This is a genomic window from Acidocella facilis ATCC 35904, assembly GCF_000687875.1.
GTDB classification, from domain to species: domain Bacteria; phylum Pseudomonadota; class Alphaproteobacteria; order Acetobacterales; family Acetobacteraceae; genus Acidocella; species Acidocella facilis.
Window position 1 is genome coordinate 1 of record NZ_JHYG01000023.1, and the last position, 20,193, is coordinate 20,193.

The following is a 20,193-nucleotide window of genomic DNA, read 5'->3' on the forward strand; positions in this document are numbered from 1 at the left end:
TCGCTCTGCCCGGCGGGGGTGTTGAAGCACGGAAGCGCGTCGCCGCATTCCACGCAAGGCTCAGAAGCGTCCGAATCCTTGAGCTGCTCATCGGCTTTGGTATTCGCCTGGACAGCCTGATGGCCCGCATGTTGGTAGATCTCGGCTCCAATGGCGCCCACTGCCGCGGCGCCGGCGATGCCAAGCGCCACGGCGTCGACCGCGACGTCCAGGCCGGGAACGAATTGGGCCGCCACAAAGGCCGCCCCGGCCGTTGCGCTCATGCCGCGCCCCTTTGCAACATCCGCTCACCGATGGCCGGCAGCAGCCGCGCGATGGCCTTGTCGGGGCCGTCCACCGCGCTCCGGAGATAGTCCAGGGCAGGGGGCGCGTTCCAAACCTCGCCACGGCTGACCAAGGTCAGATAGGCGAAGCGCCCCAGCCCCGCCTCCGTTTTCAACCCCCAGGCGCGGCCCTGCGCCTCACTCCGCGCCACGAACCCCAGCAGCCCGGCCTCGTCCATGCCCCTGGTCTGCTCCGGTGCGGCATCGCGCAGATAGGAGGCTATGGCACGGTGCGAGCGCGCCGTCATCGCCCCGGAGAGGGCCTGCATCTGCGCCTCGTTCAGCACCAGCCGCCCGTGCGCGGGTTCCGGCCAGTCCGCCCGGCGCCTCGCCTGCAACGCCCCTTCCGGCGCCGCGATCGCCAGCGCCGCCGCCGGGCCGAACAGCCGGGCGCGCTGTGCTGGGGTCAGCACGGGCAGGATCATCGCTAGGACGCCCGGGTCCCAATGGCGGAACATCACCGTCCGCTGCGCCGGCGCGAACGGGTCCGGCGCAGCATCTTGGGCTGGCGGCGGGGCCGGAATCTCCACCAGGTTGAGCGTACGTAGATGCCGGTAGAAGGCGGGCTCGTCCGGCGCCTCCACCCGCCAGAACACGGTCGCACCGTCGATGCCTTCGATGCGCAGCAGGTTGCGCAGCCGCCGCTCGTTCAGCAGCGCCAGATGCGGGCCGGCCCGTACGATCCCGGCATTGCCGCGATATTCCAGAAACAGCGCGCGCGCTGCCACGTCCACCTGCCGCAGCAGGGCGGGAAGATCGTCATACTTCGCGCCATCCAGCACGGCAAAGACCGGGCGCGGCCATTCCGCCAGAATGTCGGCAAGACCGGCCGCCATGCTACCCCATGCTCATGAAGGGCGCGCCCGCCGCCGCGGCCTGGCGCGGGCAGGGCGGGGCGGCCGGGCCGGCGCCCACCGCCCCGGCATTGCCGCCGCCACCGCTGCCGCCGCTCTCGCCGATCAGCACCGTGAAGCAGCCCAGCGCGATGACGCCGCCATGCGACATCTGGTCGCCCATCCGCGCCGCCGGCATGCCGCCGATCAGCACGGTGGAGGAGCCCATCGCCACCGTGTCCGGCGGGCCGACGCACACCGCCATGTCCGACACCCGCGCTGCGGGAAGGCCCCCGACCAGCACGGTCGGGCAGCCGGGGCCGGAGACGGGCCCGCCGACATGCGGCACAGGGCCGTTGCTGGCTGGGCAGGTGTGCATGTCCGTCAATCGCGCTGCGGGCTTCCCGGCCATTCATTCGCCCCTCGATAGAAACGATTGCAACCTAGGCGGGCCGGCGGCGCGCGTAAATAACGCCATTCATTACGAGGTGATCATTTGTCGGCCACTTGCGGCACCCGGACTTCCGGCGCATCCGCGACGAGGTGCGGCGCCTGGCCAATATTCCAACCTGCATCGGTTGGGGTCCACCAAGACCATCGCCAAGTTGGCGAACAGGCTTGCCAAGGAGCGGCCTTCAATGGAGGGTCTCTTTGAGCTTCGCAGTGCTGGGGTGTGGGCTGCTTTTTATGCCGATACCCCAATCGAAACAGTTTGGGGCATCGGCGGTCAGTCTGCGCTGGAGCTGAAGTGGCTTGGTGTCGCTACCATCGCGGATTTTGTCGCTCTCGACGCCCAGAAGGTGAGGGACGCCCTGACTCAGCCAAAACAGCTTGCTGGCGTGAAGTCTTACGGTCTGAGTGAAAATGTTGGTTAAGGATTTTAGTGCCGGCAAAGGTATGGCTTACGGCGTTGAAGCGTGGAATTGTGGCGGCATGTGATATCAAAATGACTGGGGCTTGTTAATTATCGCTGGAATGAAAAGTCATGCCCTTGGTTGTCGCTTTCGACACAAAAATCTCTGCCTCTGTCAGATTCAAGCGAGGCAAAGTTGATGCAGAATAATTCCTCTTTACCGTCCACCATTCCTGACTTCCTCCATTATTGGGGTAAATCCAAGGAAGTGGATGGGGCACTGACCTGGCACATAGAGTGATGCTGCCGCGTCAATCTAAACACACATTATTCTAATCCGGAGCAGCCAAGCTTAGGGCTACCTCGGCGCGAATCAGAGCGGCGGCAACGTCGGCAGGGGGCGGGCGATCTGTCACCAGCGCGTCCAGCTCGTCCAGCCCACAGAGCCGCACTGGTTCCGACAGGCTGAATTTCGAATGATCGGCCAGCAGCACCACCTGGTCCGCCGCCTGCATCAACGCCCGTTTGGTCGGGCGTTCGATATCCGCCTTTACATACACGCCGCGCGCATCCACCGAGGCGGCACCGAGAAAGAAGCTGCGCACCCGCAGCCTTGAGGCGGCTTCCACCGAAAGCGGGCCGACCAGCGCGGCACTGTCCGGCAGCAAATCTCCGCCCAGCATCACCAGCCGATACCCCGTCTGCTCCATCAAGGCCGCCATCACCGGGACAGAATGGCTGACGATGCTACCGGTAAAATTCGTGGGCAGATGCTCGAGGAGATGTAAGGTGGTCGTACCGGCATCGATGGCGATGCTGTCCTCCCGGCCGATCCGCCCCGCCGCGACCCGGGCGATGGCCTGCTTGGCGGCGGCGGCGGCCTGGCGGCGCTGGGCAAAACCGGTTTGCGCCGGCGGCGCCAGCAGCTTCACCCCGCCATGCAGCGCCGCCACCCGCCCGGCCTGGGCCAGGCGTTGCACATCGCGCCGCGCCGTCATTGGCGAAACCCCCAACGCGGCCGCCAGATCGGCAATGGAAATGAACCCGGCCTGCGCGATGCGCGCGAACACCATCTCCAGCCGCCCGGCGGCGGCGCCATAGGTCAATGACGGCGCCTGCGCCGCTTTCTCGGACATGAGCAATCCTTAAATCCCCAACAAGACCATTTACAACCATCCATGATTTAGATAATTTACTACCATAAATGGTAATTATTTACCAAACTCAAAAATAACAAGTGTCCGAGGGAATGTTGATCGAAACCCAAACCGTAAAGCCGGCTGTCTTTGTCGGCCTCGCCTCCTGGGACATGATCGCTCTGCTACCGGGCTTTCCGGCGCCGGACGGGCGGCTGGTCGCGGAGCGCATCGTCGAGGCCGGGGGTGGGCCCGCCGCCACCGCCGCCGTTGCCTGCGCCAGACTCGGCGTGCCCGCCTGCTTTATCGGCGCGGTCGGAGACGATGTGTATGGCGCCCGAATTCTGGCGGCGCTGCGGGCGGAAACCGTGGATGTCTCCGGCGTGGTGCGTGTGGTCAACACCGCCTCCTGCGCGGCCTTGGTGTTGGCGGACCGCACCCAGGCCACCCGCGCCCTCTGCCCCACTCTGCCGCCGGATTTCACCCTGACGGCCGGCAGCCTCCAGGCGCGGATGATCACCCAGGCGGCGCTGATCCATGCCGACCAGATCGGCTATGGCAAGCTCGCCGCATTGGGCACCGCGTTGCCGCCGCTCTCCATCGATGCCGGCAACCCGATCCCCGATCTCGACCATCGCGCCGCCCGGCTGTTCGTGCCCACCATTGCCCGGCTGGAGGCGATGTTCGGCCCGGCCGACCCAGCCACGCTGCTGCGCCGCGCGGCCGGCGCGGATTGGGTGGTGGCGACAGACGGCGCCGCCGGCGCCTACGCGCTGGACCGCACCAGGGAGCGGCTCTGGCATGTGCCGGCCTTCCTGCCCGCGCCCTGCCTCTCCACGCTCGGCGCCGGGGATGTGTTCCACGGCGCCCTGGTGGCGGGCTGGATGCGCGGCATGGGCTGTGCCGAGGCCACCGCCTATGCCGGCATCACCGCCGGGCTCTCCTGCCGGGGCATCGATGGGCGGTCCGCCATTCCCGACCACGATACCGTGATGCGCGCCTTGCCCGCGCAACGCGCTTTGACCAACGACATAACGGAGCTTTCCCATGCAGCAGATTGAAGACCGCCCCCGCGCTGGGCTCGCCCGCCTCGCCCGCCCCTCCGGCGCCTTCGCGATGCTCGCCATCGACCAACGCGAGGCGCTGCGCGCGATGCTGGCCGCGCATCAGAGCGGCCCGGTGAGCGACCAGCAGGTCACCGATTTCAAACTCGAAGTCACCCGCGCCCTGACCCCGCACGCCTCGGCGATTTTGCTGGATAAGCAGTTCGTCTGGGACCAGGCGGTGGCACAAAAGGCGGTGGCCCCCTCCTGCGCGCTGATCGCGGCGGCGGATCTGTTCATTCCGAGCCCGGATGCGTTTGTCGACAAGGTCGAGATCGACCCGGCGGTGGTCGCGGCCGAAGTCATGGCCGATGGCGCCACGGCGCTGAAGCTGCTGGTGATCTGGCGCCAGGACGAGGCCGCCGAAACCCGCATCGAAATGACCCGCCGTTTCGTTGCGCAATGCAAAGATGCCGGCCTGGTCAGCATCATCGAGCCGGTGGCGAAGCCGCCGCGCGGCGCTGTGCCCTATGACTGGAATGCAGGCGTGCTCGAAGCCGCCAAGGAGCTTGGCGGGCTGGGCGCGGATCTCTACAAGGCCGAAGTGCCGCTGCATGGCCGCGGCAGCGAGGCGGCGCTGCGCTCTGCCTGCGCCGCGCTGACCAAAGCCATCTCTTCCCCCTGGGTGGTGCTCTCCTCCGGTGTCGAGCCCGACGAATTCCCCCGCGCGGTGGAGCTGGCCTGCAAGGAAGGCGCTTCCGGCTTCCTGGCCGGGCGCGCCGTGTGGAAGCCGGTGATCGGCCAGCCCAACCTCAAGGCCGCGCTGGCCGGCGAGGCGACGGACCGGCTGAAGCGCCTGTGCGAGGTCGCGGACCGCGCGGTGCAAGGCTGACCCCATGACCGCCCTGCCCAACCGCATCCAGGCGATCGAGTTCCCGGCGCTGGGCGAGGTCAGTCTGGTCTCGCACCCTTTCCCGCCCGCGCCCGGGCCGGACGAGGTGCTGCTGCGCCCGGATTATCTGGGCATCTGCGGCACCGATCTGCACGTGCTGCACGGCAAGCACCCCTGGGTGCGTCCGCCGGTGCGGACCGGGCATGAGGTGGTGGCGCGCGTGGTCGCGGTGGGGGCAGCGGTGACGCGGTTTCGCCCTGGCCAGCGTGTCGTCGTCAACCCGCTGGTCACCTGCGGAACCTGCCGGGCCTGCGACGCCGGGCAGCCCAACCATTGCGAGAGCGCGAAGGTGATGGGCTTTCGCCTGCCCGGTGTGGCCAGCACCTGTCTGAATGTTCCCGCCGCACAGCTGCATGCGGTGCCGGACGGGCTAGCGCCGACCCTGGCGGCGCTGGCGGAGCCGCTGGCGGTGGGCATCCATGCCGTCGGCCGGGCGCGGGACCTGCACAAGGTGCTGATCATCGGCGGCGGCACCATCGGGCTGTGCGTGCTGCTGGCGGCGCGTCTGGTCGGGGCCGGGCCGATCGACATTGTCGAGCCCGTCGCCGCCAAGCGCGCGCTGGCGCTGCGGCTTGGCGCCCAGGCCGCCCACGCGCCCGAGGTGCTCTCCGGGCTTGGCGACTATAGCGCGGTGTTCGACTGCGTGGCCGCGCAGGCGACCCTGGATGAAGCCTGCCGTGCCACCGCCGGGGGCGGGACGATGGTGGTGGTCGGCGTGGCTGATGCCGCCCGGGCTTTGCCGTTGCCCCGGCTGCAGCGTTTCGAAATCGACGTGCTGGGCAGCGGCATGTATGTGCCCGCCGATATCGACGCCGCCATTGCCGCGCTGGCGGCGGGCGAGATCGCGGCCGGGGCGCTGATCAGCGCCATCCGACCTCTGGCCGAAGCCAAGGACGCCTATGAACAAGCCGGCCAGCGCGACAGCGTGAAAGTGTTGATCGACATGGGCTGACCACCCGATCCAAAAACCGGAGGAAACAACAATGACAAATAGCAGCACCCAGGCTGCCCCGAGAAGCCCGATGGGCAAGGTGGCGATTGCCAGCTTCATCGGCGCCCTGCTCGAATGGTATGATTTCTTCATTTTCGGCACCGCCGCGGCCATCGCCTTCGGGCCGATCTTCTTCTCCAATGCCGGCAAGCTGAACGGCATCATGGGCTCCTTCGCCATTTTCGGCGTCGGCTTTCTGGCGCGGCCGCTGGGGGGCATCGTCTTCGGCCATATCGGCGACCGGATCGGGCGCAAGGCCAGCCTGATCGCCACATTGGTGATCATCGGGCTCGGCACCTTCCTGATCGGCGTGCTGCCGACTTATGCGCAGATCGGCATCGGCGCGCCGCTGCTGCTGCTGGCGCTGCGGCTGGTGCAGGGCTTCGGGCTGGGCGGCGAATATGCCGGCGCGGCGCTGATGACGATCGAGCACGCGCCCGCCAACCGGCGCGGCTTCTGGGGCGGGGTGCCGCAATCCGCCGCCTCGGCCGGGATTTTGCTGGCCACCGGGATTTTCGCGCTGCTGGGCGGGCTGTCCAAGGACCAGTTCCTGCAATGGGGCTGGCGCATTCCGTTTCTGATCAGCGGGCTGTTCACCTTCATCGGCCTGTTCATCCGCGTCAGCCTGATGGAGACGCCGGATTTCCGGGCGATGCTGGCCAAGGGCAAGCCGCAGCGCACGCCGCTGGGCGAGCTTTTGCGCAACCATGCCGGCAACACCGCCCTGGCCACCGGCGCGCGGCTGGCGGAGACGATTTCCTCCAACATCATCAACGCCTTTGGCATTGCCTATATCGTCAATGATCTGGGCATGAACCGCTCGACCGGGCTGCATGCGATGATGGTGGCCTCTCTCATCGGCATCTTTCTGTGTCCGCTGTTCGGCGGGCTTTCGGACCGGTTCGGGCGGCGCAGCGTCTATCTGGCCGGGGCCGGGTTCATGGCCTTGTTCAGCTATCCGTTCTTTCTGCTGCTGGGCACCAAATCCGTCGCCATCATCTGGCTGGCCTTCATCCTCGCCTATAATCTCGGACCGACGCTGATGTTCGCTGTCGAGGCCACTTTTTTCACGGAACTCTTCAGCCCCGGCACGCGCTATACCGGGCTGTCGCTGGCTTATCAGATCTCGGCGATCGCGGGTGGCTTCATGCCGCTGATCGGCACCTGGCTGATCAAGGCGGATGGCGGCCAGCCCTGGGCGATTGCGGCCTTCCTGGCCGGGATTTGCGTGCTTTCTTTCATCTGCGCGGCGGCGGCGAAGCGACTGGCAGGGCAGGAGGAGATAGCGGCACAGCAGCGCAGCGAAGCCTGGCAGGCCTCTTCGAGCTGAACTACGAAAGTTTGGGGCTGTCCCAGATAACTTTCCAGCTTGTACCTTCAACGCCTTGAAGGATCACCATTATTTCGATCATTGCAGGGTTTCGCCTTTTGCCCGTGGCGTCAAGGGCGCGCGGCTTCGCCGCGCGTCGCCGAAGGCGAGTAAACCCCTTGACGCCACGGGCAAAAGGCGAAGAGACTCGGGATCGACATAATGGTCAGATGAATGAAGATCTGGGACAGAACCAAAGTTTTTGGTGGGGTGTTTTTGAACAAACCCTTCACCGCTTTTGTCAGCTGGCGCCACGTCTCGAAGAGTTCGCAGCCGAGATCCATGGTATCCTGACCACCGCCGCGAACGAGGGGGTGACGCCAATCCACCCCAAGGCCATGCCGGTGATCCTGATCGCACCGGACGCGTGGGATGTCTGGCTGTCAGCGCCCTGGGCAATGGCCAAGGATCTGCACGGGCCGGCGGGGTACGCGAAAATTCACTTTAAAGTTGTTGCTGGAATGGATATTTTGCCGTCCCTGTCCACGAGGGGGAACCAAGATGGCACGCTATGACCGTGACTACAGCGTTACCGAGATCAAAACGATGATCGCCATTTCCGAACGTAAACCGCATCCGTATAATCCCGGCAATGTCGGCCATGCGTTCCGGGACCATCACGGCATTAGCGATAGCGACCTGATCGCGAAGAACAAATCCGCGTTCATCATCTCCCAGCAGACCAACGCCACGGGCACTTATCTCGACCCGGCGATGATCGGGCAGACGTGGCGAATGAAAATACGCACGGTCTCCGACCAGCCCTTCGTGGTGGCGAAGATCCTGAATTCGTCGTTCGGTCAGGCGGCGTTGAAATTGCTGAATGTGGCCATGGGGGCGCGCATGACCATCCACGCCAACCCAGTTTCCGGCCCAGGCGGAAACTTCAATATCCGTGTGAAGTCAGGCGGGGCAGTGGATGCTTCTGGCCAAGTTAAGCATGTCGTGCTGGTCGTGGATAATGGCGGCCGCGATTCCGGCAAGGATTATTTGCATTTCGTGACGGCCTATCCGACCAATGGCGCAGATTATAAATTCAAATTCGGCCCGCAAGTTCCAAGAACACGCCCTGGCGTTGAGTTCTATACAGAGAATGGCCGAAAATCGCTGTATCTCTGGAGCTCCGATAATCAGGAGGCCGATGGCCAGTTGAACCTGCTGCTCTTGGCCTGACGCCGGACAGGACAGACCAGCTTCTACCGCCGGCAGTAAAAGGCACGCGGTCTCATCCGCATAAGGGCAATCCCCCGGTGCGGGGGAGGCGTCCTGTCTTCTGCCGTTGCCCAAGGCGGTCGACGATGACGTGGTCCATTTCAGCTTTTTAGATCAGAGACGCTCCAGAAAGCTACGCGCGCTGTCGCGGATCGCGGCCAAGGCCGGGCTGGGCATGGTGTTGAGGGTCTTATACGCCAGGCCCAGCCGGGCATTGCCGCCCAGCTTGTCGCGGTGGCGGTCGAGGAAGGCCCAATAGAGATAATTGAACGGGCAGGCCTCCGGGCCGGTTTTCTGCGCGACGTTGAAGCTGCAATGGCCGCAATAATCCGACATGCGGTTGATATACGCACCGCCCGCCGCATAAGGCTTGCTGGCCAGCAGCCCGCCATCGGCGAACAGGATCATGCCGGTGACATTGGGCATCTCCACCCATTCATAGGCATCCGCATAGACCAGCAGATACCATTCATTCACCTCCGCCGGGTCGAGCCCGGCGAGCAGGGCGAAATTGCCCAGCACCATCAGCCGCTGGATATGGTGGGCATAAGCATGGTCGCGGGTGGTGCGGACACATTGCCGCAGGCAGTTCATCTCGGTGCCGGCATCCCAGTAGAAGCTGGGCAAGGGCCGGGTGGCGCCGAGCGCGTTCTGCGCCGCGTAATCAGGCATTTTCAGCCAATAGAGCCCGCGCACATATTCGCGCCAGCCGAGGATCTGGCGGATGAAGCCCTCGGCGGCGTTCAGCGGCACGTCGCCGGCGCGCCAGGCGCGCTCGGCGGCGCCGATGCATTCGCCCGGCAGCAGCAGCCCGCAATTCAGATAGAGGCTGAGATGCGAGTGAAACAGCCAGGGTTCGTTCTGGCGCATCGCATCCTGGTAATCGCCGAAGCTGGCCAGGCGCTGGGTGATGAAGCGCGCCAGCGCCGCCTGCGCCCCGGCGCGGGTGACGGCGTAGGAAAATCCCTTCAATTCGCCGAAATGCTCCGGAAATTCCGCCGCCACCAGCTCCAGAACCTCCTGCGTCACCGCATCCGGCGCTTGCGTGTAGGTGAGCGGGATTTTCTTCTGGGGCGGCAGCGGGTGGCGGTTCTCGCTGTCGAAATTCCAGCGCCCGCCGGCCGGCTCATCCCCCTCCATCAGGATATTCAGCCGGCGGCGCAGCAGCCGGTAGAAGAATTCCATCCGCAATTGCGTGCGGCCCTGCGCCCACTCGGCAAAGACGCTGAGCGGGGCGAGGAAGCGTGTATCTTCCAGGATCTCGGCGCCCAGCCCCTCCAGCATCTGTTTCACCCGCCATTCGCCAGGCCAGGTGGCGATGATCCGCTCGGCCTTATGCCGGTGCAGCGCGCGGCGCAGCTCGCCCTCGAAGCTGTGGGTATTGCCCTCATCCTGAAGCGCCACATAATCGACCCGATAGCCCTGCTCGCGCAGCGCCGCGGCGAAATGCCGCATCGCCGAAAACAGGAAGGCGATTTTCATCTTGTGATGGCGCGGGGTTGTGGCCTCGCCACGCACCTCCATCATCAACACGACATCCTTGGCCTTATCGCACTGGGCAAGGCTGGCGAGCCCCAGGCTGAGCTGGTCGCCGAGGACGGGAAAAAGCCGGGTCATATATTTGTTACGGCAAGGCGGGGCGATCGGATCACCGGTTGGCGACCATAATTGGCGCGTTTTTGCTCCATGCTTTGGCCCCAATTCGGCGCTTGAACCGCCCGCGCGTCGATGAAGGAGAACAGCGTGCGGGCGTTTGAATGGGTCGGGCTGGTGGTGGTGCTGGTTTTGGCGGCGGGGGCCTTGTCGCTGTTTGGCGTGCATTTGCTCGGATGGCTCGATCACGGCGTCCCCGGCCGGGTGGCCGCGCTTGGCGGCCAGCCGGAGATCGGGTTCGGGTATTTTGCACACAGCCTGCTGATGTAGGCCGGCGCGGCGTGCCTTGATGCCTCCGGCCCCGGCTATTTCCTCGCGGTAATGTCGGGGGCATACTGCGCGGGCTATCTGTTTCGATCTCAGATTTGGGTGCGCAGCCTTGTCCAATAAAAATCGGCACCTGCCGCCGCCACAAGCCAATGCGGCACCGCCCGTCGCGGCGGGGAAGAGCGGGCGGGGCTGGCTGAAGCCCGCCATGATCGCGGCGTTTGTGCCGTTCAGTCTTGTTTGTGTCGCTGCGTATCTGCAGCGCGCGCAAAGCGTGCAAAACCGGCTGCTGGCGTCGGGCTATTCGCCTTATCCCGGCGGCAATGACAGTGATCTGGACCTGTTCTGGAAACACGGGCCGGGCCATGTCCTGACGATCGTCGGCGCGGACCAGGTTGGACCAGGGATGGCGATTTTTCTGGTCGCGTTCACACTCTATCTCACGCTGATCGCCTGGGTCCTGCGCGGGACCTTCATGCCCTATCTCGTGGCCGTCGCGGTGGTCGTTTTGAATGTGCTCTGCACCGGGGCGTTCCTGGCGCCGCCGGACGTCGCCCTGAGGGTCTCCGTCAATCAGGATCGTGGCGTGATCAGCGACGGATCGACGCCGGTGGCGCTATGCGATGTGCGCGCGCTGAGCGTCGAGGCGCGGGATGCGGTGCGCGGCGGGGCGAGCTACTGGATAGTCGGGCATCTGCGCACGGGCGGGACGGTCGATCTGTCAGTCTTCGACAACCCGGCCATCGCCGCGGACGTGCTTGCCTCTCTGCAGACCGCCATGCAGGCGAAATCCTGCCTCTGATCCTGGCTTGGGCAAGGCGGCGAATGAATGCCGCAAGGCTGGTGATCCGCGTTTTGAGGGAAGTGGTGGAAGGGGTTGGATTCGAACCAACGTAGGCGCACGCCAACGGATTTACAGTCCGTCCCCTTTAGCCACTCGGGCACCCTTCCACGTGGGGCGCGTCTTGCAACGGTTGGCATCGGTTGTCAACGCATGGGGGTGGAGATAGTGAGGGGCATGGTTCAAAAACGCCCCCCGCATGGAAAAAACGCTCCCCGTCAACGTTCAGCTGGCGAGGCGCGGGGATCGCGTCCCGACGACTCGCGGAAAAAAGAGCCGCGTCAGGGCGCGCCGCGCCAGGAGCAGCCCCGTCAGGATGGCCAGTTCCGCCAGGCCGAGCCAGGGCGCGGGGCGGGGCGTGCTGGTGGGGCGGGACGCGGCTTCGCGCCTGCCCGCCATGACGCCCCGGCGCGGGGTGAAGGCCCGAAGCGCAATGAGGGGCAGGGACGCCGTGAGGCCGAGGGCCGCGCTGAGGCCCCGCTGCGTGCCGAGCGTCAGCCCCAAGCCCAGCCCCAAATCCAGCCCCAAATCCAGCCCCAGCCCCCTACCCAGGTCCAGCGCGAGGCGCAAAAGCGCGGCGCGGCCCGGCGCGGCCCCTCCACGCCATCCGGCGCGGTCTGGCTCTACGGCACCCATGCGGTGGCGGCGGCGCTGAAAAACCCGGAGCGTCTGTTCCGCCGGCTGGTGATCACCGAGGAGGCGCAGGCCAGCCTGGCGGCGGAAGCGCCGCTGCCCTGGCCGATCCAGCCGGAGATTTCGCCGCGCGAGCGGATCGACCAGATTCTCGCCGCCAAGCCGGGTTCGGGCATCGTGCATCAAGGCATCGCCTTGCTGGCCGACCAGCTGGAGGCGCCCTCCTTGCAGGAGGCGCTGCTGCGCCCCGGCCCGGTGCTGGTACTCGACCAGATTTTCGACCCGCGCAATGTCGGCGCGCTGATGCGCACGGCCCAGGCTTTCGGCGCCTGCGCGGTGGTGGCGCAGGACCGCAACGCCCCGGAAGAGACCGGCGCCCTGGCGAAAGCCGCTTCCGGCGCGCTGGAGACGATCCCGCTGCTGCGCATCACCAACATCTCCCGCACGCTGACGGCGTTGAAGGACGCCGATGTCTGGGTGGTCGGGCTGGACGGCCATAGCCAGACCAGGCTGCGCGGCGAGGCCTTCGCCGGCCGGCGGGTGGCGCTGGTGCTGGGCAGCGAGGGCGAGGGCATGCGCCGGCTCACCCGCGAAACCTGCGATGAGATCTGCGCCCTGGCGATGCCGGGCGGCATGGAGAGCCTGAATGTCTCCGCCGCCGGCGCGGTGGCGTTATATGAACTAACGCGCACCCCTGGCTGACCCCGCCGGCTAACGGATTCTTTAGGTTTCGCTTAGGTGGCGGCGCTTTGCGGGAGTCCGCCCGGCGGGTACAAAAGCGCAAAGGGGTTCATGATGGGTCAAGCCGGGTCACTCCCGCCAGTTATCAATACGGTGCTCGTGGTGGATGACGAGCCCATGGTGCGCATGCTGGTCGTCGAGACGCTTGAGGAGCAGGGGTACCGGACATTCGAGGCGGAGGACGTGCCCTCCGCTTTGATGGTGCTGAACTCGTCCCAGCCGATCAATCTGTTGGTGACCGACGTGACGCTGCCCGGCCAGAATGGCCGCCAGCTGGCCGATGCCGCCAAGCAGATTCGCCCCGGGTTGAAGGTGCTGTTCATGACCGGCTATGCGCATAATATCGAGGTCGGCAATGGCAGCGCCATGGCCGAGGGCATGGAGATCATCACCAAGCCGTTTTCGCTGGATGGGCTGGCGAAGAAGATCCAGTCAATGATGGCGGACTGAAAACCGGCATTCCTCCCGCTAATTTATATTGCACGGCAATAAATTCCGGTGTTGCATATGCGGCATGGGACATTTTGCGCATGCCTTTCGCGGGGAAAGCTTTCGCTTCCCGGATCTGAAAACGGTTCTGGCGAAAGCCTCGGCCAAACGCTCGGGCGATGAGCTGGCCGGGCTGGCCGCGGCCTCGGATGCCGAGCGCGTCGCCGCGCGGGCGGTGCTGGCCGATCTGCCGCTGAAGATGTTCCTGGAAGAGCCGCTGATCCCCTATGAGACCGATGAGGTCACGCGGCTGATTTTCGACAAGCATGACGCAGTGGCCTTCAAGCCGGTGGCGCATATGACGGTCGGGCAGTTCCGGGACTGGCTGCTCTCCTACGAGGCGGATGCCGCCGCCCTGGCCGCTTTGGCGCCGGGGCTGATGCCGGAGATGGCGGCGGCGGCGAGCAAGCTGATGCGCAACCAGGATCTGATCGCGGTGGCGCGCAAATGCCGGGTGGTGAAAGCCTTCCGCAACACCATCGGGCTGGAGGGCCGGCTCTCCTCGCGGCTGCAGCCGAACCATCCCACGGATGACCTGAAGGGCATCGCCGCCTCGACGCTGGACGGGCTGCTTTATGGCACCGGCGATGCCGTCATCGGCATCAACCCGGCGACCGACAGCGTGCAGAACTGCATCTCCCTGCTTTCCATGCTCGATGAGCTGCGCGCCCGCTACGAAATCCCGACCCAGACCTGCGTGCTCACCCATGTGACCAACTCGATCGAGGTGATGAATGCCGGCGGCGCGGTGGATCTGGTGTTCCAGTCCATCGCCGGCTCGGAAGCGGCGAATGCCGGGTTCGGCATCAATCTCGGCATTCTGCGCGAGGCTTATGAGGCCTCACAATCGCTGAAGCGCGGCACCATCGGCCAGGATACGATGTATTTCGAGACCGGCCAGGGGGCGGCTTTGTCCGCCGGGGCGCATTTCGGGCTGGACCAGCAGACCATCGAGGCGCGGGCCTATGCGGTGGCGCGGGAATTCTCGCCGCTGCTGGTGAATACCGTGGTCGGCTTCATCGGCCCGGAATATCTCTATGACGGCAAGCAGATCATCCGCGCCGGGCTGGAGGATCATTTCTGCGGCAAGCTGCTCGGCATCTCGATGGGCTGCGACGTTTGCTACACCAACCATGCCGAGGCCGACCAGGACGACATGGACACGCTGATGACGCTGCTGACCGTGGCCGGCGTCTCCTTCGTCATCGCGGTGCCGGGGGCGGATGACGTGATGCTGAATTACCAGAGCCTCTCTTATCACGATATTCTCTATCTGCGCTCCAGCTTCGGCGCCCGCCCGGCGCCGGAATTCGAGGATTGGCTGGAGAAGATGGAAATGCTGGACCGGCATGGGCGGATGCGCCTGCCCGGGCCGCAGAACAAGGCGCAGCGCCGCCTGCTGGAGGCCCGCAATGCCGCCTGAGGAAAACGATCCCTGGGCGAAGCTGCGCCAGGCCACGCGCGCGCGCATCGGCCTCGGCCGGGCGGGGGATGCGATGAAGATTGGCGATGTGCTGGACTTCCAGTTCGCCCATGCCATGGCGCGCGATGCGGTGCACGCGAAGCTGGATGTGGCGACGCTGAAGGCCGCGCTGCCGGGGGCGCTGCAGGTGCACAGCGCCGCCAAGGACCGGGAGATTTATCTGCGTCGGCCGGATCTCGGCCGGGCGCTGGCGCCGGAGTGCCTGGAGACGTTGCCCAAGGGCGATTACGACGCGGTGATCGTGATCGGCGACGGGCTCTCCGCCACCGCCGTGATGCAGAATGCGGTGCCCGTGGCCCAGGCGCTGCTGGCCCGGCTGGGCGGCATGAAGCTGGCGCCTTTGGTCATTGCCACCCAGGCGCGGGTGGCGCTGGGCGATGATATCGGCGCGGCTTTGGGGGCGAGGCTGGTGGTGATGCTGATCGGCGAGCGGCCGGGGCTGACGGTTTCGGATAGTCTCGGCGTCTATCTCACCTTCGATCCGAAGCGCGGCACGCCGGACTCGGCGCGCAACTGCATCTCCAACGTGCATGGCCAGGGCGGGCTTTCGGCCGAGGCGGCGGCGGATATGCTGGCTTGGCTGATGCGCGAGGCGCTGCGCCGGGGGCTGACCGGGGTGGGGCTGAAGGAGGCCAGCGGCCTGACGCATGAGGGCGCCGCGCCGCTGGTTGGGCAGGCCTAAATCGCGGTTTCGCCCTCCGGGGCGGGGGCGCGACGGTTGGCCAAGGCGGTCTGGACCAGGGGCACGGCCCGGCTGGTGGCGCTGGCCAGCGCGGCGGTGAGGATCAGCGGCACCAGGAAATCCTGCCCGACGCGGGTGAAGCCGAACATCAGCGCCACGGCGGTGAAGGGCATCTCCATCGAGACGCCGAGGAAGGCGGCAGCGCCGACCAGGGCGAAGGCGCCGGCCGGCACCGCCGGCAGCACCAAGTTCCAGCCCAGCACGAGCAAGGTGGAGAGCAGCGCGCCCACTGTCAGCCCCGGCGTCAGCACCCCGCCTTCCGCCCCGGCCCAGAGGGCGCCGGCGATGGCCGCCACCTTCAGCCCCAGCAAGGCCAGCGCCAGATGCAGCGGCAGCGCGCTCTCCAGCCCGAGCTGGATCGGCCCCTTGCCATTCCCGGGCAGTTGCGGAAACGCCATGGCGGCGAGGCCGATCAGCGTGAACACCACCAGGCAGCGGCGGATCAGGCGGCCATCCGTGCGCATATTTTTGCGCGCGGCGGCGGTGAGGCGGGCGAAGCCATGCCCGGCCAGCCCGATGACCGGCGCGGCCAGCACGCACAGCACCAGCAGCGGCGCGGAGAGGGTGAAATCCGGGATGTGATATTGCGGCACATCGCCCAGCACCGACCAGGCGAGCATGGCGGCGATGCAGGAGCTGGCCAGCGCCATCAGAATGGAGCGCGGGTCCAGCCGCAGGATCAGCACCTCCAGCGCGAACACCGCCCCGCCCAGCGGCACGTTATACACCGCCGCCAGACCCGCCCCGGCGCCGCAACCGAGCAGGATTTTCGCCTCCTCCCCGGTGATGCCGGCCCAGCCGGTGAGGCGCTGGCTCAGCAGCGCGGCGATTTCGCGCGGCGCCACCTCCCGCCCCAGAGGCGAGCCCATGGCGACGGTGATGATCTGCAGCAGCGCGTGCCCGGTGGTGCTGGCATAGGGCATCTGCTTGCCGCTGCTGGCGGCGGCTTTGATGCTGACCAGCTTGGCGCCGCGATTATACACCGCCCACCAGCCCAGCCCCGCCAACAGCCCGGCGATGAGCAGGGCCAGGGCGCGGTGCCAGGGTGGCACGGCGGCGACGGCGGTGAGGAAACTCTCCGGCCCGACCATGTCCCGCAAGCTGTAGCCATAGGTGACATGCTGCACCGCATGCAGCAGCAGCGCCATGCTGCCGCCGCCGATCCCGCCGGCGACGCCGACCAGGACGGTCACCAGGGCCAGTTTCAGGGAATGCCGCGCCGTGCCGCTCATGGGAAAATACTCCTTGTCTGCGGCGATGCTTTGCGCGATTTTGAAACGAAATAACAGTTATATTTGTTATTGCGATCCGTTATAAGCAGACTCATGGACCTGTTGCTCGATCCCGTTCTGCTGCGCAGCTTCGTTGCCGTCGCCCAGGCGGGCGGGTTTTCCGCCGCCGCCCGGCAGCTGGGGATCAGCCAGTCCGCCGTCAGCCAGCATGTGGCGCGGCTGGAGGCGCAGACCGGCCGGCGGCTGCTGGCGCGCGATACCCACCATGTGCGGCTGACCACGGATGGCGACGCGGTGCTGCCCTTCGCCCGGCAGGTGCTGGGGGCGAATGCGCGGATCGGCGAATATCTGGCCGGGGGGGCGCTGCGCGGGCGCATCCGCTTCGGCGCCTCGGAGGATTTCGTGTTCTCGGCCCTGCCGGAGCTGCTGGCGGATTTCCGGGACCGGCATGAGCAGGTGGATCTCGAACTGACGGTGGGGTTGAGCGAGGATTTATATGAGCGCTTCGATGCCGGGCAGCTGGATTTGATTCTGGCCAAGCGCCGGGAGGGGGATGTGCGCGGCCAGCGCGCCTGGGTGGACGAGCTGCGCTGGGTGGGGCGCAAGGGGCTGGTGCTGGCGCCGGGGGCGCGGGTGCCGCTGGTGATCTATCCGCCGCCCAGCATGACCCGCAAACGCGCTTTGGGGGTGCTGGATGCCAACCGCATCCCCTGGCGCGTGGCTTGCACCAGCGGCAGTTTGAGCGGGCTGCGCGCGGCGGCGATGGCGGGGCTGGGGGTGGTGCCGCTGGCGGGCCAGCTGATCCCGCCCGGGCTGGAGGATCTGCCGGCCAGTGGCCTGCCCTCGCTGGGGCCGGTGGAGTTCGTGCTGCTGGGCGGCACCTATGGCGGCAACGACGCGGTGACGGCGCTGGGGCAGGTGCTGCTGGCGGGCCGGGAGCGGTTGCGGGGAGGGTAGGGGGCATAGCGGCAAGGCGCCCAGGGCGGTCATTCGCGATTTACAAGTTACGCAACGTGGATGTAATCCAGAGTTGTGATGGATTGAGCTATGGATTGCGTTCATAATAGGGTTTCGTCATGAGCGCATACGCCGGGCAAGATCAGAGAAGAAAAGCTCTCAACCATTTCCCGCCGCATCCGTTTCTGACGATCCGGCTGCATACCGGAACGCTGCTGATCCTCCCGCAAAGCCATGAAGCCTTCGACATGCGAAGGTTTCAAATCTATCGGGAATGGTATCTTGGCCGTGGCGCGGGCGCTTATGAACTCGAAAGCCTCCGCAAACTCGATTGGCATGTCGCCGCTCAGATCAGGGATTTCTATAACAGCCTGCTCGGCGGTGGCGCCAACCGTCTGACCGATCAGCAAATACTGGACTGGCTGCGGAGCGAGGTACAAAGCACCGCGCTCGCTGCATTCTGGCTTCAGGATGAGTGGATGCTGGGCGGGGCAGTCACCGCGCCGGCGGCTTCGCGCTCCCCGCCACCGGCATCGCTGCCCGTTGCGCAATGGACAGTCAAGCACAAGATCGAAGCGATGTTTGAGGCCATACCGGGCCATCTGGGGCCGGCGGCGAGGGAACAGTTCAATGCCTTTCTCACGCCGCAGAACCTCGCCATTATGGTTGGATTTCTGGCGGCTGGGTTAGCCATCCAAGCAATTCCCGTCGCGGACGCAGTTGCTGATGCGATTATCGCCGCCCTGGCCTATGCCATGTATGGTTGGGCCGGGCTGGTGGCCGGGTATGAATTCACCCAGGCGGTGATTCAAGCCGGACGGGCGCAGAGCCGGCCTGATATCGACCATGCGGCACAAGAAGCAGCGGATGCTTTAATCGCGCTGGGAGTGACGCTGTTTCTGTCTAGGCTCGTTGAGAAGATTAAGGTCGATAGCGGGAAAGAGCAGGAGCCACCAGCCAAGACCGAGTCGCTAAAAAAGGCGGCACCAAAGCCACCTTTTTCAACGTTCGTAAAACCAAATCCGTTTTTGCCCATGAAAATAGGCATGACAGAGCCAGGAGCCGTGCCATGGACGCCCGAATTACAAACACAAATGGATGCCGCGAATGCAAGAGGCGCTATGTCCGCACCTGGCTATCCAGACTTGCCCGCTCACATTTCTCAGACCTTCTCGGACGCGGTTCCTTGGAATGGTGATGATCCAGGAAACGGGTATGATATTATTAATCGAGTCATTGGTGATGAAGAGTCGGCCAATGGGTCTTATTGGGCAGAAGGTATTGATGCTCCGAACACCGAGGCTGAGTGGCGCTCAGATTTTGCTGTTAAGAACGATTGGAACGGTGATGGGGGATATGTGATATCGTCAACGAAAGGTTTGAGAGGATGGATAGGACCGGCAGCGCCACAAATGTCAAGTGACGGATCGAGTGTCCTTCTTGGCAATGGGCAACAAATATGGATACCAAGGGATTCGGCTTCTCCGTCAAGTCCGATTCCAACGCCTTGGAATGACGTGGGAAACTAAAAAATGCAATATCAAGAGCTTTGTTTAAAAATCGAAAATCTTAAAAAACTCATGCTCGCCACGGTTGATTTCGAAAAACCGTATAAGCCGGTTACAAACTGCGTGGAATACCTTGATGTCATTGAGAACAAGTTAAAAAATCTAGACGAATCTTCAGATCCGAATACTAGATTTGGTGCCTTGATGAGCATCGTTCAAATGGCGCGTGGCCTATATGATACCGTTGATTGGTATAACTATCCGAAAGTGGATACCACGATCACTGATATAAAAAAAATAGCAGAAGGCATTATCAACTCGGAGAATTTATTGCCGAATCCAAAGAAAAATACTTCTCTTTGAGGGCTTGGAAAGGACCAGAAGTCATCGGGCCTGGCATCGAAGAAGAATATGCCGATGCCATGGAGCGCATCGCCTTCCTGCTCGACGCCTTCAAAGACTACCCAGCCTCAAACGACACTGCACATGGCCGCGTGGTCTATCAGCTTCGCTGGCTCAAGCAGGAAATCGAGGCAAAGCGTTTGCCTGTCCCCGTGCATAAGAGCTGGATCAGCACGCTTTGCTACGTCGTCGGTTCCTGCGAGGTGGACGACACCAAGGAGATCGCCAATGCCTTGGGTGAACTCACAGTGTGAACCGCTCCGGTTTTCCCGGAGGCTATTTGGTTTGAGTCACGCTGCCATGGACTGCTCTCGCAGCGCGGCGTAGTAGGGTTTCTCGGCTTCATCCGGCGACATGTAGCCTATGGGCTCCATGATCCGGCGATGGTTGAACCAGTCGACCCATTTCAGCGTGGCGTACTCGATCTCCTCAAAGGATCGCCAAGAGCCCCGCCTGTGGATGACCTCAGCCTTGTACAGGCCGTTGATCGTCTCGGCCAGGGCATTGTCGTAGCTGTCGCCGACGCTGCCGAC

The 20,193-nt window shown here is 64.8% G+C and carries 24 protein-coding genes and 1 tRNA gene; 17 read left to right on the forward strand and 8 right to left on the reverse strand.

Annotated elements, in window-relative coordinates; translation table 11 throughout:
- From T331_RS18685 to T331_RS19650, 3 genes are all read right to left on the reverse strand, one after another.
- Positions 1 to 263 (reverse strand): hypothetical protein (locus tag T331_RS18685; protein WP_035180470.1); only part of this gene is annotated, 263 nt, incomplete at its 3' end.
- A complete protein-coding gene (locus T331_RS0115755) occupies positions 260 to 1,159 on the reverse strand; it encodes a DUF4123 domain-containing protein (protein WP_026440728.1) in 900 nt (299 codons plus the stop codon). The genes T331_RS0115755 and T331_RS18685, both read right to left, overlap by 4 nt.
- A 1-nt stretch (position 1,160) precedes the next feature.
- Positions 1,161 to 1,568 (reverse strand): PAAR domain-containing protein, encoded by a 408-nt coding sequence (locus tag T331_RS19650; protein ID WP_081822299.1) that lies wholly within the window; start codon positions 1,566 to 1,568, stop codon positions 1,161 to 1,163.
- 226 nt (positions 1,569 to 1,794) lie between these two features.
- Between T331_RS19650 and T331_RS20320 the strand changes: the two genes are divergently transcribed.
- A complete protein-coding gene (locus T331_RS20320; RefSeq protein WP_155992755.1) occupies positions 1,795 to 2,031 on the forward strand; it encodes a hypothetical protein in 237 nt (78 codons plus the stop codon).
- 310 nt (positions 2,032 to 2,341) lie between these two features.
- On the opposite strand, the gene T331_RS18695 is transcribed toward T331_RS20320, so the two are convergent.
- On the reverse strand, positions 2,342 to 3,145 hold the full coding sequence (locus T331_RS18695; protein ID WP_051622435.1) for a DeoR/GlpR family DNA-binding transcription regulator: 804 nt from the start codon (positions 3,143 to 3,145) through the stop codon (positions 2,342 to 2,344).
- A gap of 116 nt (positions 3,146 to 3,261) precedes the next feature.
- Between T331_RS18695 and T331_RS18700 the strand changes: the two genes are divergently transcribed.
- The 6 genes from T331_RS18700 to T331_RS0115800 all read left to right on the forward strand — a co-directional run bounded on the left by T331_RS18700 (position 3,262) and on the right by T331_RS0115800 (position 8,673).
- Positions 3,262 to 4,206 carry a carbohydrate kinase family protein gene (locus T331_RS18700; RefSeq protein WP_211248749.1) on the forward strand — a complete coding sequence of 315 codons (945 nt, stop codon included), beginning with the start codon at positions 3,262 to 3,264 and terminating at the stop codon, positions 4,204 to 4,206.
- Positions 4,193 to 5,080 carry an aldolase gene (locus T331_RS0115780; RefSeq protein ID WP_026440730.1) on the forward strand — a complete coding sequence of 296 codons (888 nt, stop codon included), beginning with the start codon at positions 4,193 to 4,195 and terminating at the stop codon, positions 5,078 to 5,080. The genes T331_RS18700 and T331_RS0115780 overlap by 14 nt, the downstream gene beginning before the upstream one ends.
- 4 nt (positions 5,081 to 5,084) lie before the next feature.
- On the forward strand, positions 5,085 to 6,092 hold the full coding sequence (locus tag T331_RS0115785) for a zinc-dependent alcohol dehydrogenase (RefSeq protein ID WP_026440731.1): 1,008 nt from the start codon (positions 5,085 to 5,087) through the stop codon (positions 6,090 to 6,092).
- Positions 6,093 to 6,123: 31 nt separating this feature from the next.
- On the forward strand, positions 6,124 to 7,461 hold the full coding sequence (locus T331_RS18705; RefSeq protein WP_244876988.1) for an MFS transporter: 1,338 nt from the start codon (positions 6,124 to 6,126) through the stop codon (positions 7,459 to 7,461).
- A 209-nt stretch (positions 7,462 to 7,670) separates the two neighbouring features.
- Positions 7,671 to 8,015: a hypothetical protein gene (locus T331_RS18710; protein ID WP_035180474.1), complete on the forward strand. Its 345-nt coding sequence runs from the start codon at positions 7,671 to 7,673 to the stop codon at positions 8,013 to 8,015.
- Complete coding sequence (locus T331_RS0115800) at positions 8,002 to 8,673, forward strand: hypothetical protein (RefSeq protein ID WP_026440732.1); 672 nt, start codon at positions 8,002 to 8,004, stop codon at positions 8,671 to 8,673. Before T331_RS18710 ends, T331_RS0115800 begins: the two co-directional genes overlap by 14 nt.
- A gap of 153 nt (positions 8,674 to 8,826) precedes the next feature.
- Here the strand turns inward: T331_RS0115800 and T331_RS0115805 are convergent, their stop codons facing one another.
- Entirely contained in the window at positions 8,827 to 10,329 is a 1,503-nt protein-coding gene (locus T331_RS0115805) for a cryptochrome/photolyase family protein (RefSeq protein ID WP_026440733.1), read from the reverse strand.
- A gap of 111 nt (positions 10,330 to 10,440) precedes the next feature.
- On the opposite strand from T331_RS0115805, the gene T331_RS18715 reads away from it, so the two are divergent.
- Both T331_RS18715 and T331_RS0115815 read left to right on the forward strand, forming a co-directional pair.
- Positions 10,441 to 10,635, forward strand: a complete 195-nt coding sequence (locus T331_RS18715) for a hypothetical protein (RefSeq protein ID WP_035180476.1) — start codon at positions 10,441 to 10,443, stop codon at positions 10,633 to 10,635.
- 109 nt (positions 10,636 to 10,744) lie between these two features.
- On the forward strand, positions 10,745 to 11,434 hold the full coding sequence (locus T331_RS0115815) for a hypothetical protein (protein ID WP_026440734.1): 690 nt from the start codon (positions 10,745 to 10,747) through the stop codon (positions 11,432 to 11,434).
- 63 nt (positions 11,435 to 11,497) lie between these two features.
- Here T331_RS0115815 and T331_RS0115820 read toward each other — a convergent pair.
- Positions 11,498 to 11,583 (reverse strand) — tRNA-Tyr (locus T331_RS0115820).
- 67 nt (positions 11,584 to 11,650) lie between these two features.
- Between T331_RS0115820 and T331_RS19655 the strand changes: the two genes are divergently transcribed.
- The 4 genes from T331_RS19655 to eutC all read left to right on the forward strand — a co-directional run bounded on the left by T331_RS19655 (position 11,651) and on the right by eutC (position 15,501).
- Entirely contained in the window at positions 11,651 to 12,808 is a 1,158-nt protein-coding gene (locus tag T331_RS19655; protein ID WP_081822300.1) for a TrmH family RNA methyltransferase, read from the forward strand.
- Between the two features lie 141 nt (positions 12,809 to 12,949).
- Complete coding sequence (locus T331_RS0115830) at positions 12,950 to 13,297, forward strand: response regulator (protein ID WP_205619751.1); 348 nt, start codon at positions 12,950 to 12,952, stop codon at positions 13,295 to 13,297.
- A 64-nt stretch (positions 13,298 to 13,361) separates the two neighbouring features.
- Positions 13,362 to 14,759: an ethanolamine ammonia-lyase subunit EutB gene (locus tag T331_RS0115835; RefSeq protein ID WP_026440735.1), complete on the forward strand. Its 1,398-nt coding sequence runs from the start codon at positions 13,362 to 13,364 to the stop codon at positions 14,757 to 14,759.
- A complete protein-coding gene (gene eutC, locus T331_RS0115840) occupies positions 14,749 to 15,501 on the forward strand; it encodes an ethanolamine ammonia-lyase subunit EutC (RefSeq protein WP_026440736.1) in 753 nt (250 codons plus the stop codon). Before T331_RS0115835 ends, eutC begins: the two co-directional genes overlap by 11 nt.
- On the opposite strand, the gene T331_RS0115845 is transcribed toward eutC, so the two are convergent.
- Positions 15,498 to 16,793 carry a chloride channel protein gene (locus T331_RS0115845; RefSeq protein WP_026440737.1) on the reverse strand — a complete coding sequence of 432 codons (1,296 nt, stop codon included), beginning with the start codon at positions 16,791 to 16,793 and terminating at the stop codon, positions 15,498 to 15,500. The two genes, eutC and T331_RS0115845, sit on opposite strands and share 4 nt — an antisense overlap.
- 93 nt (positions 16,794 to 16,886) lie before the next feature.
- Between T331_RS0115845 and T331_RS0115850 the strand changes: the two genes are divergently transcribed.
- The 4 genes from T331_RS0115850 to T331_RS18730 all read left to right on the forward strand — a co-directional run bounded on the left by T331_RS0115850 (position 16,887) and on the right by T331_RS18730 (position 19,914).
- Entirely contained in the window at positions 16,887 to 17,750 is an 864-nt protein-coding gene (locus tag T331_RS0115850; protein WP_026440738.1) for a LysR family transcriptional regulator, read from the forward strand.
- 119 nt (positions 17,751 to 17,869) lie between these two features.
- Complete coding sequence (locus T331_RS20325; protein ID WP_211248750.1) at positions 17,870 to 19,279, forward strand: hypothetical protein; 1,410 nt, start codon at positions 17,870 to 17,872, stop codon at positions 19,277 to 19,279.
- Between the two features lie 3 nt (positions 19,280 to 19,282).
- The gene (locus T331_RS20090) at positions 19,283 to 19,621 is read left to right on the forward strand and encodes a hypothetical protein (RefSeq protein ID WP_155992756.1); all 339 of its coding nucleotides are present in this window, start codon (positions 19,283 to 19,285) and stop codon (positions 19,619 to 19,621) included.
- Positions 19,622 to 19,680: 59 nt separating this feature from the next.
- Positions 19,681 to 19,914: a hypothetical protein gene (locus T331_RS18730; protein WP_244876989.1), complete on the forward strand. Its 234-nt coding sequence runs from the start codon at positions 19,681 to 19,683 to the stop codon at positions 19,912 to 19,914.
- Positions 19,915 to 19,950: 36 nt separating this feature from the next.
- Here T331_RS18730 and T331_RS0115870 read toward each other — a convergent pair.
- The coding region (locus tag T331_RS0115870; RefSeq protein ID WP_026440740.1) for an integrase core domain-containing protein at positions 19,951 to 20,193 on the reverse strand (243 nt) is incomplete at its 5' end.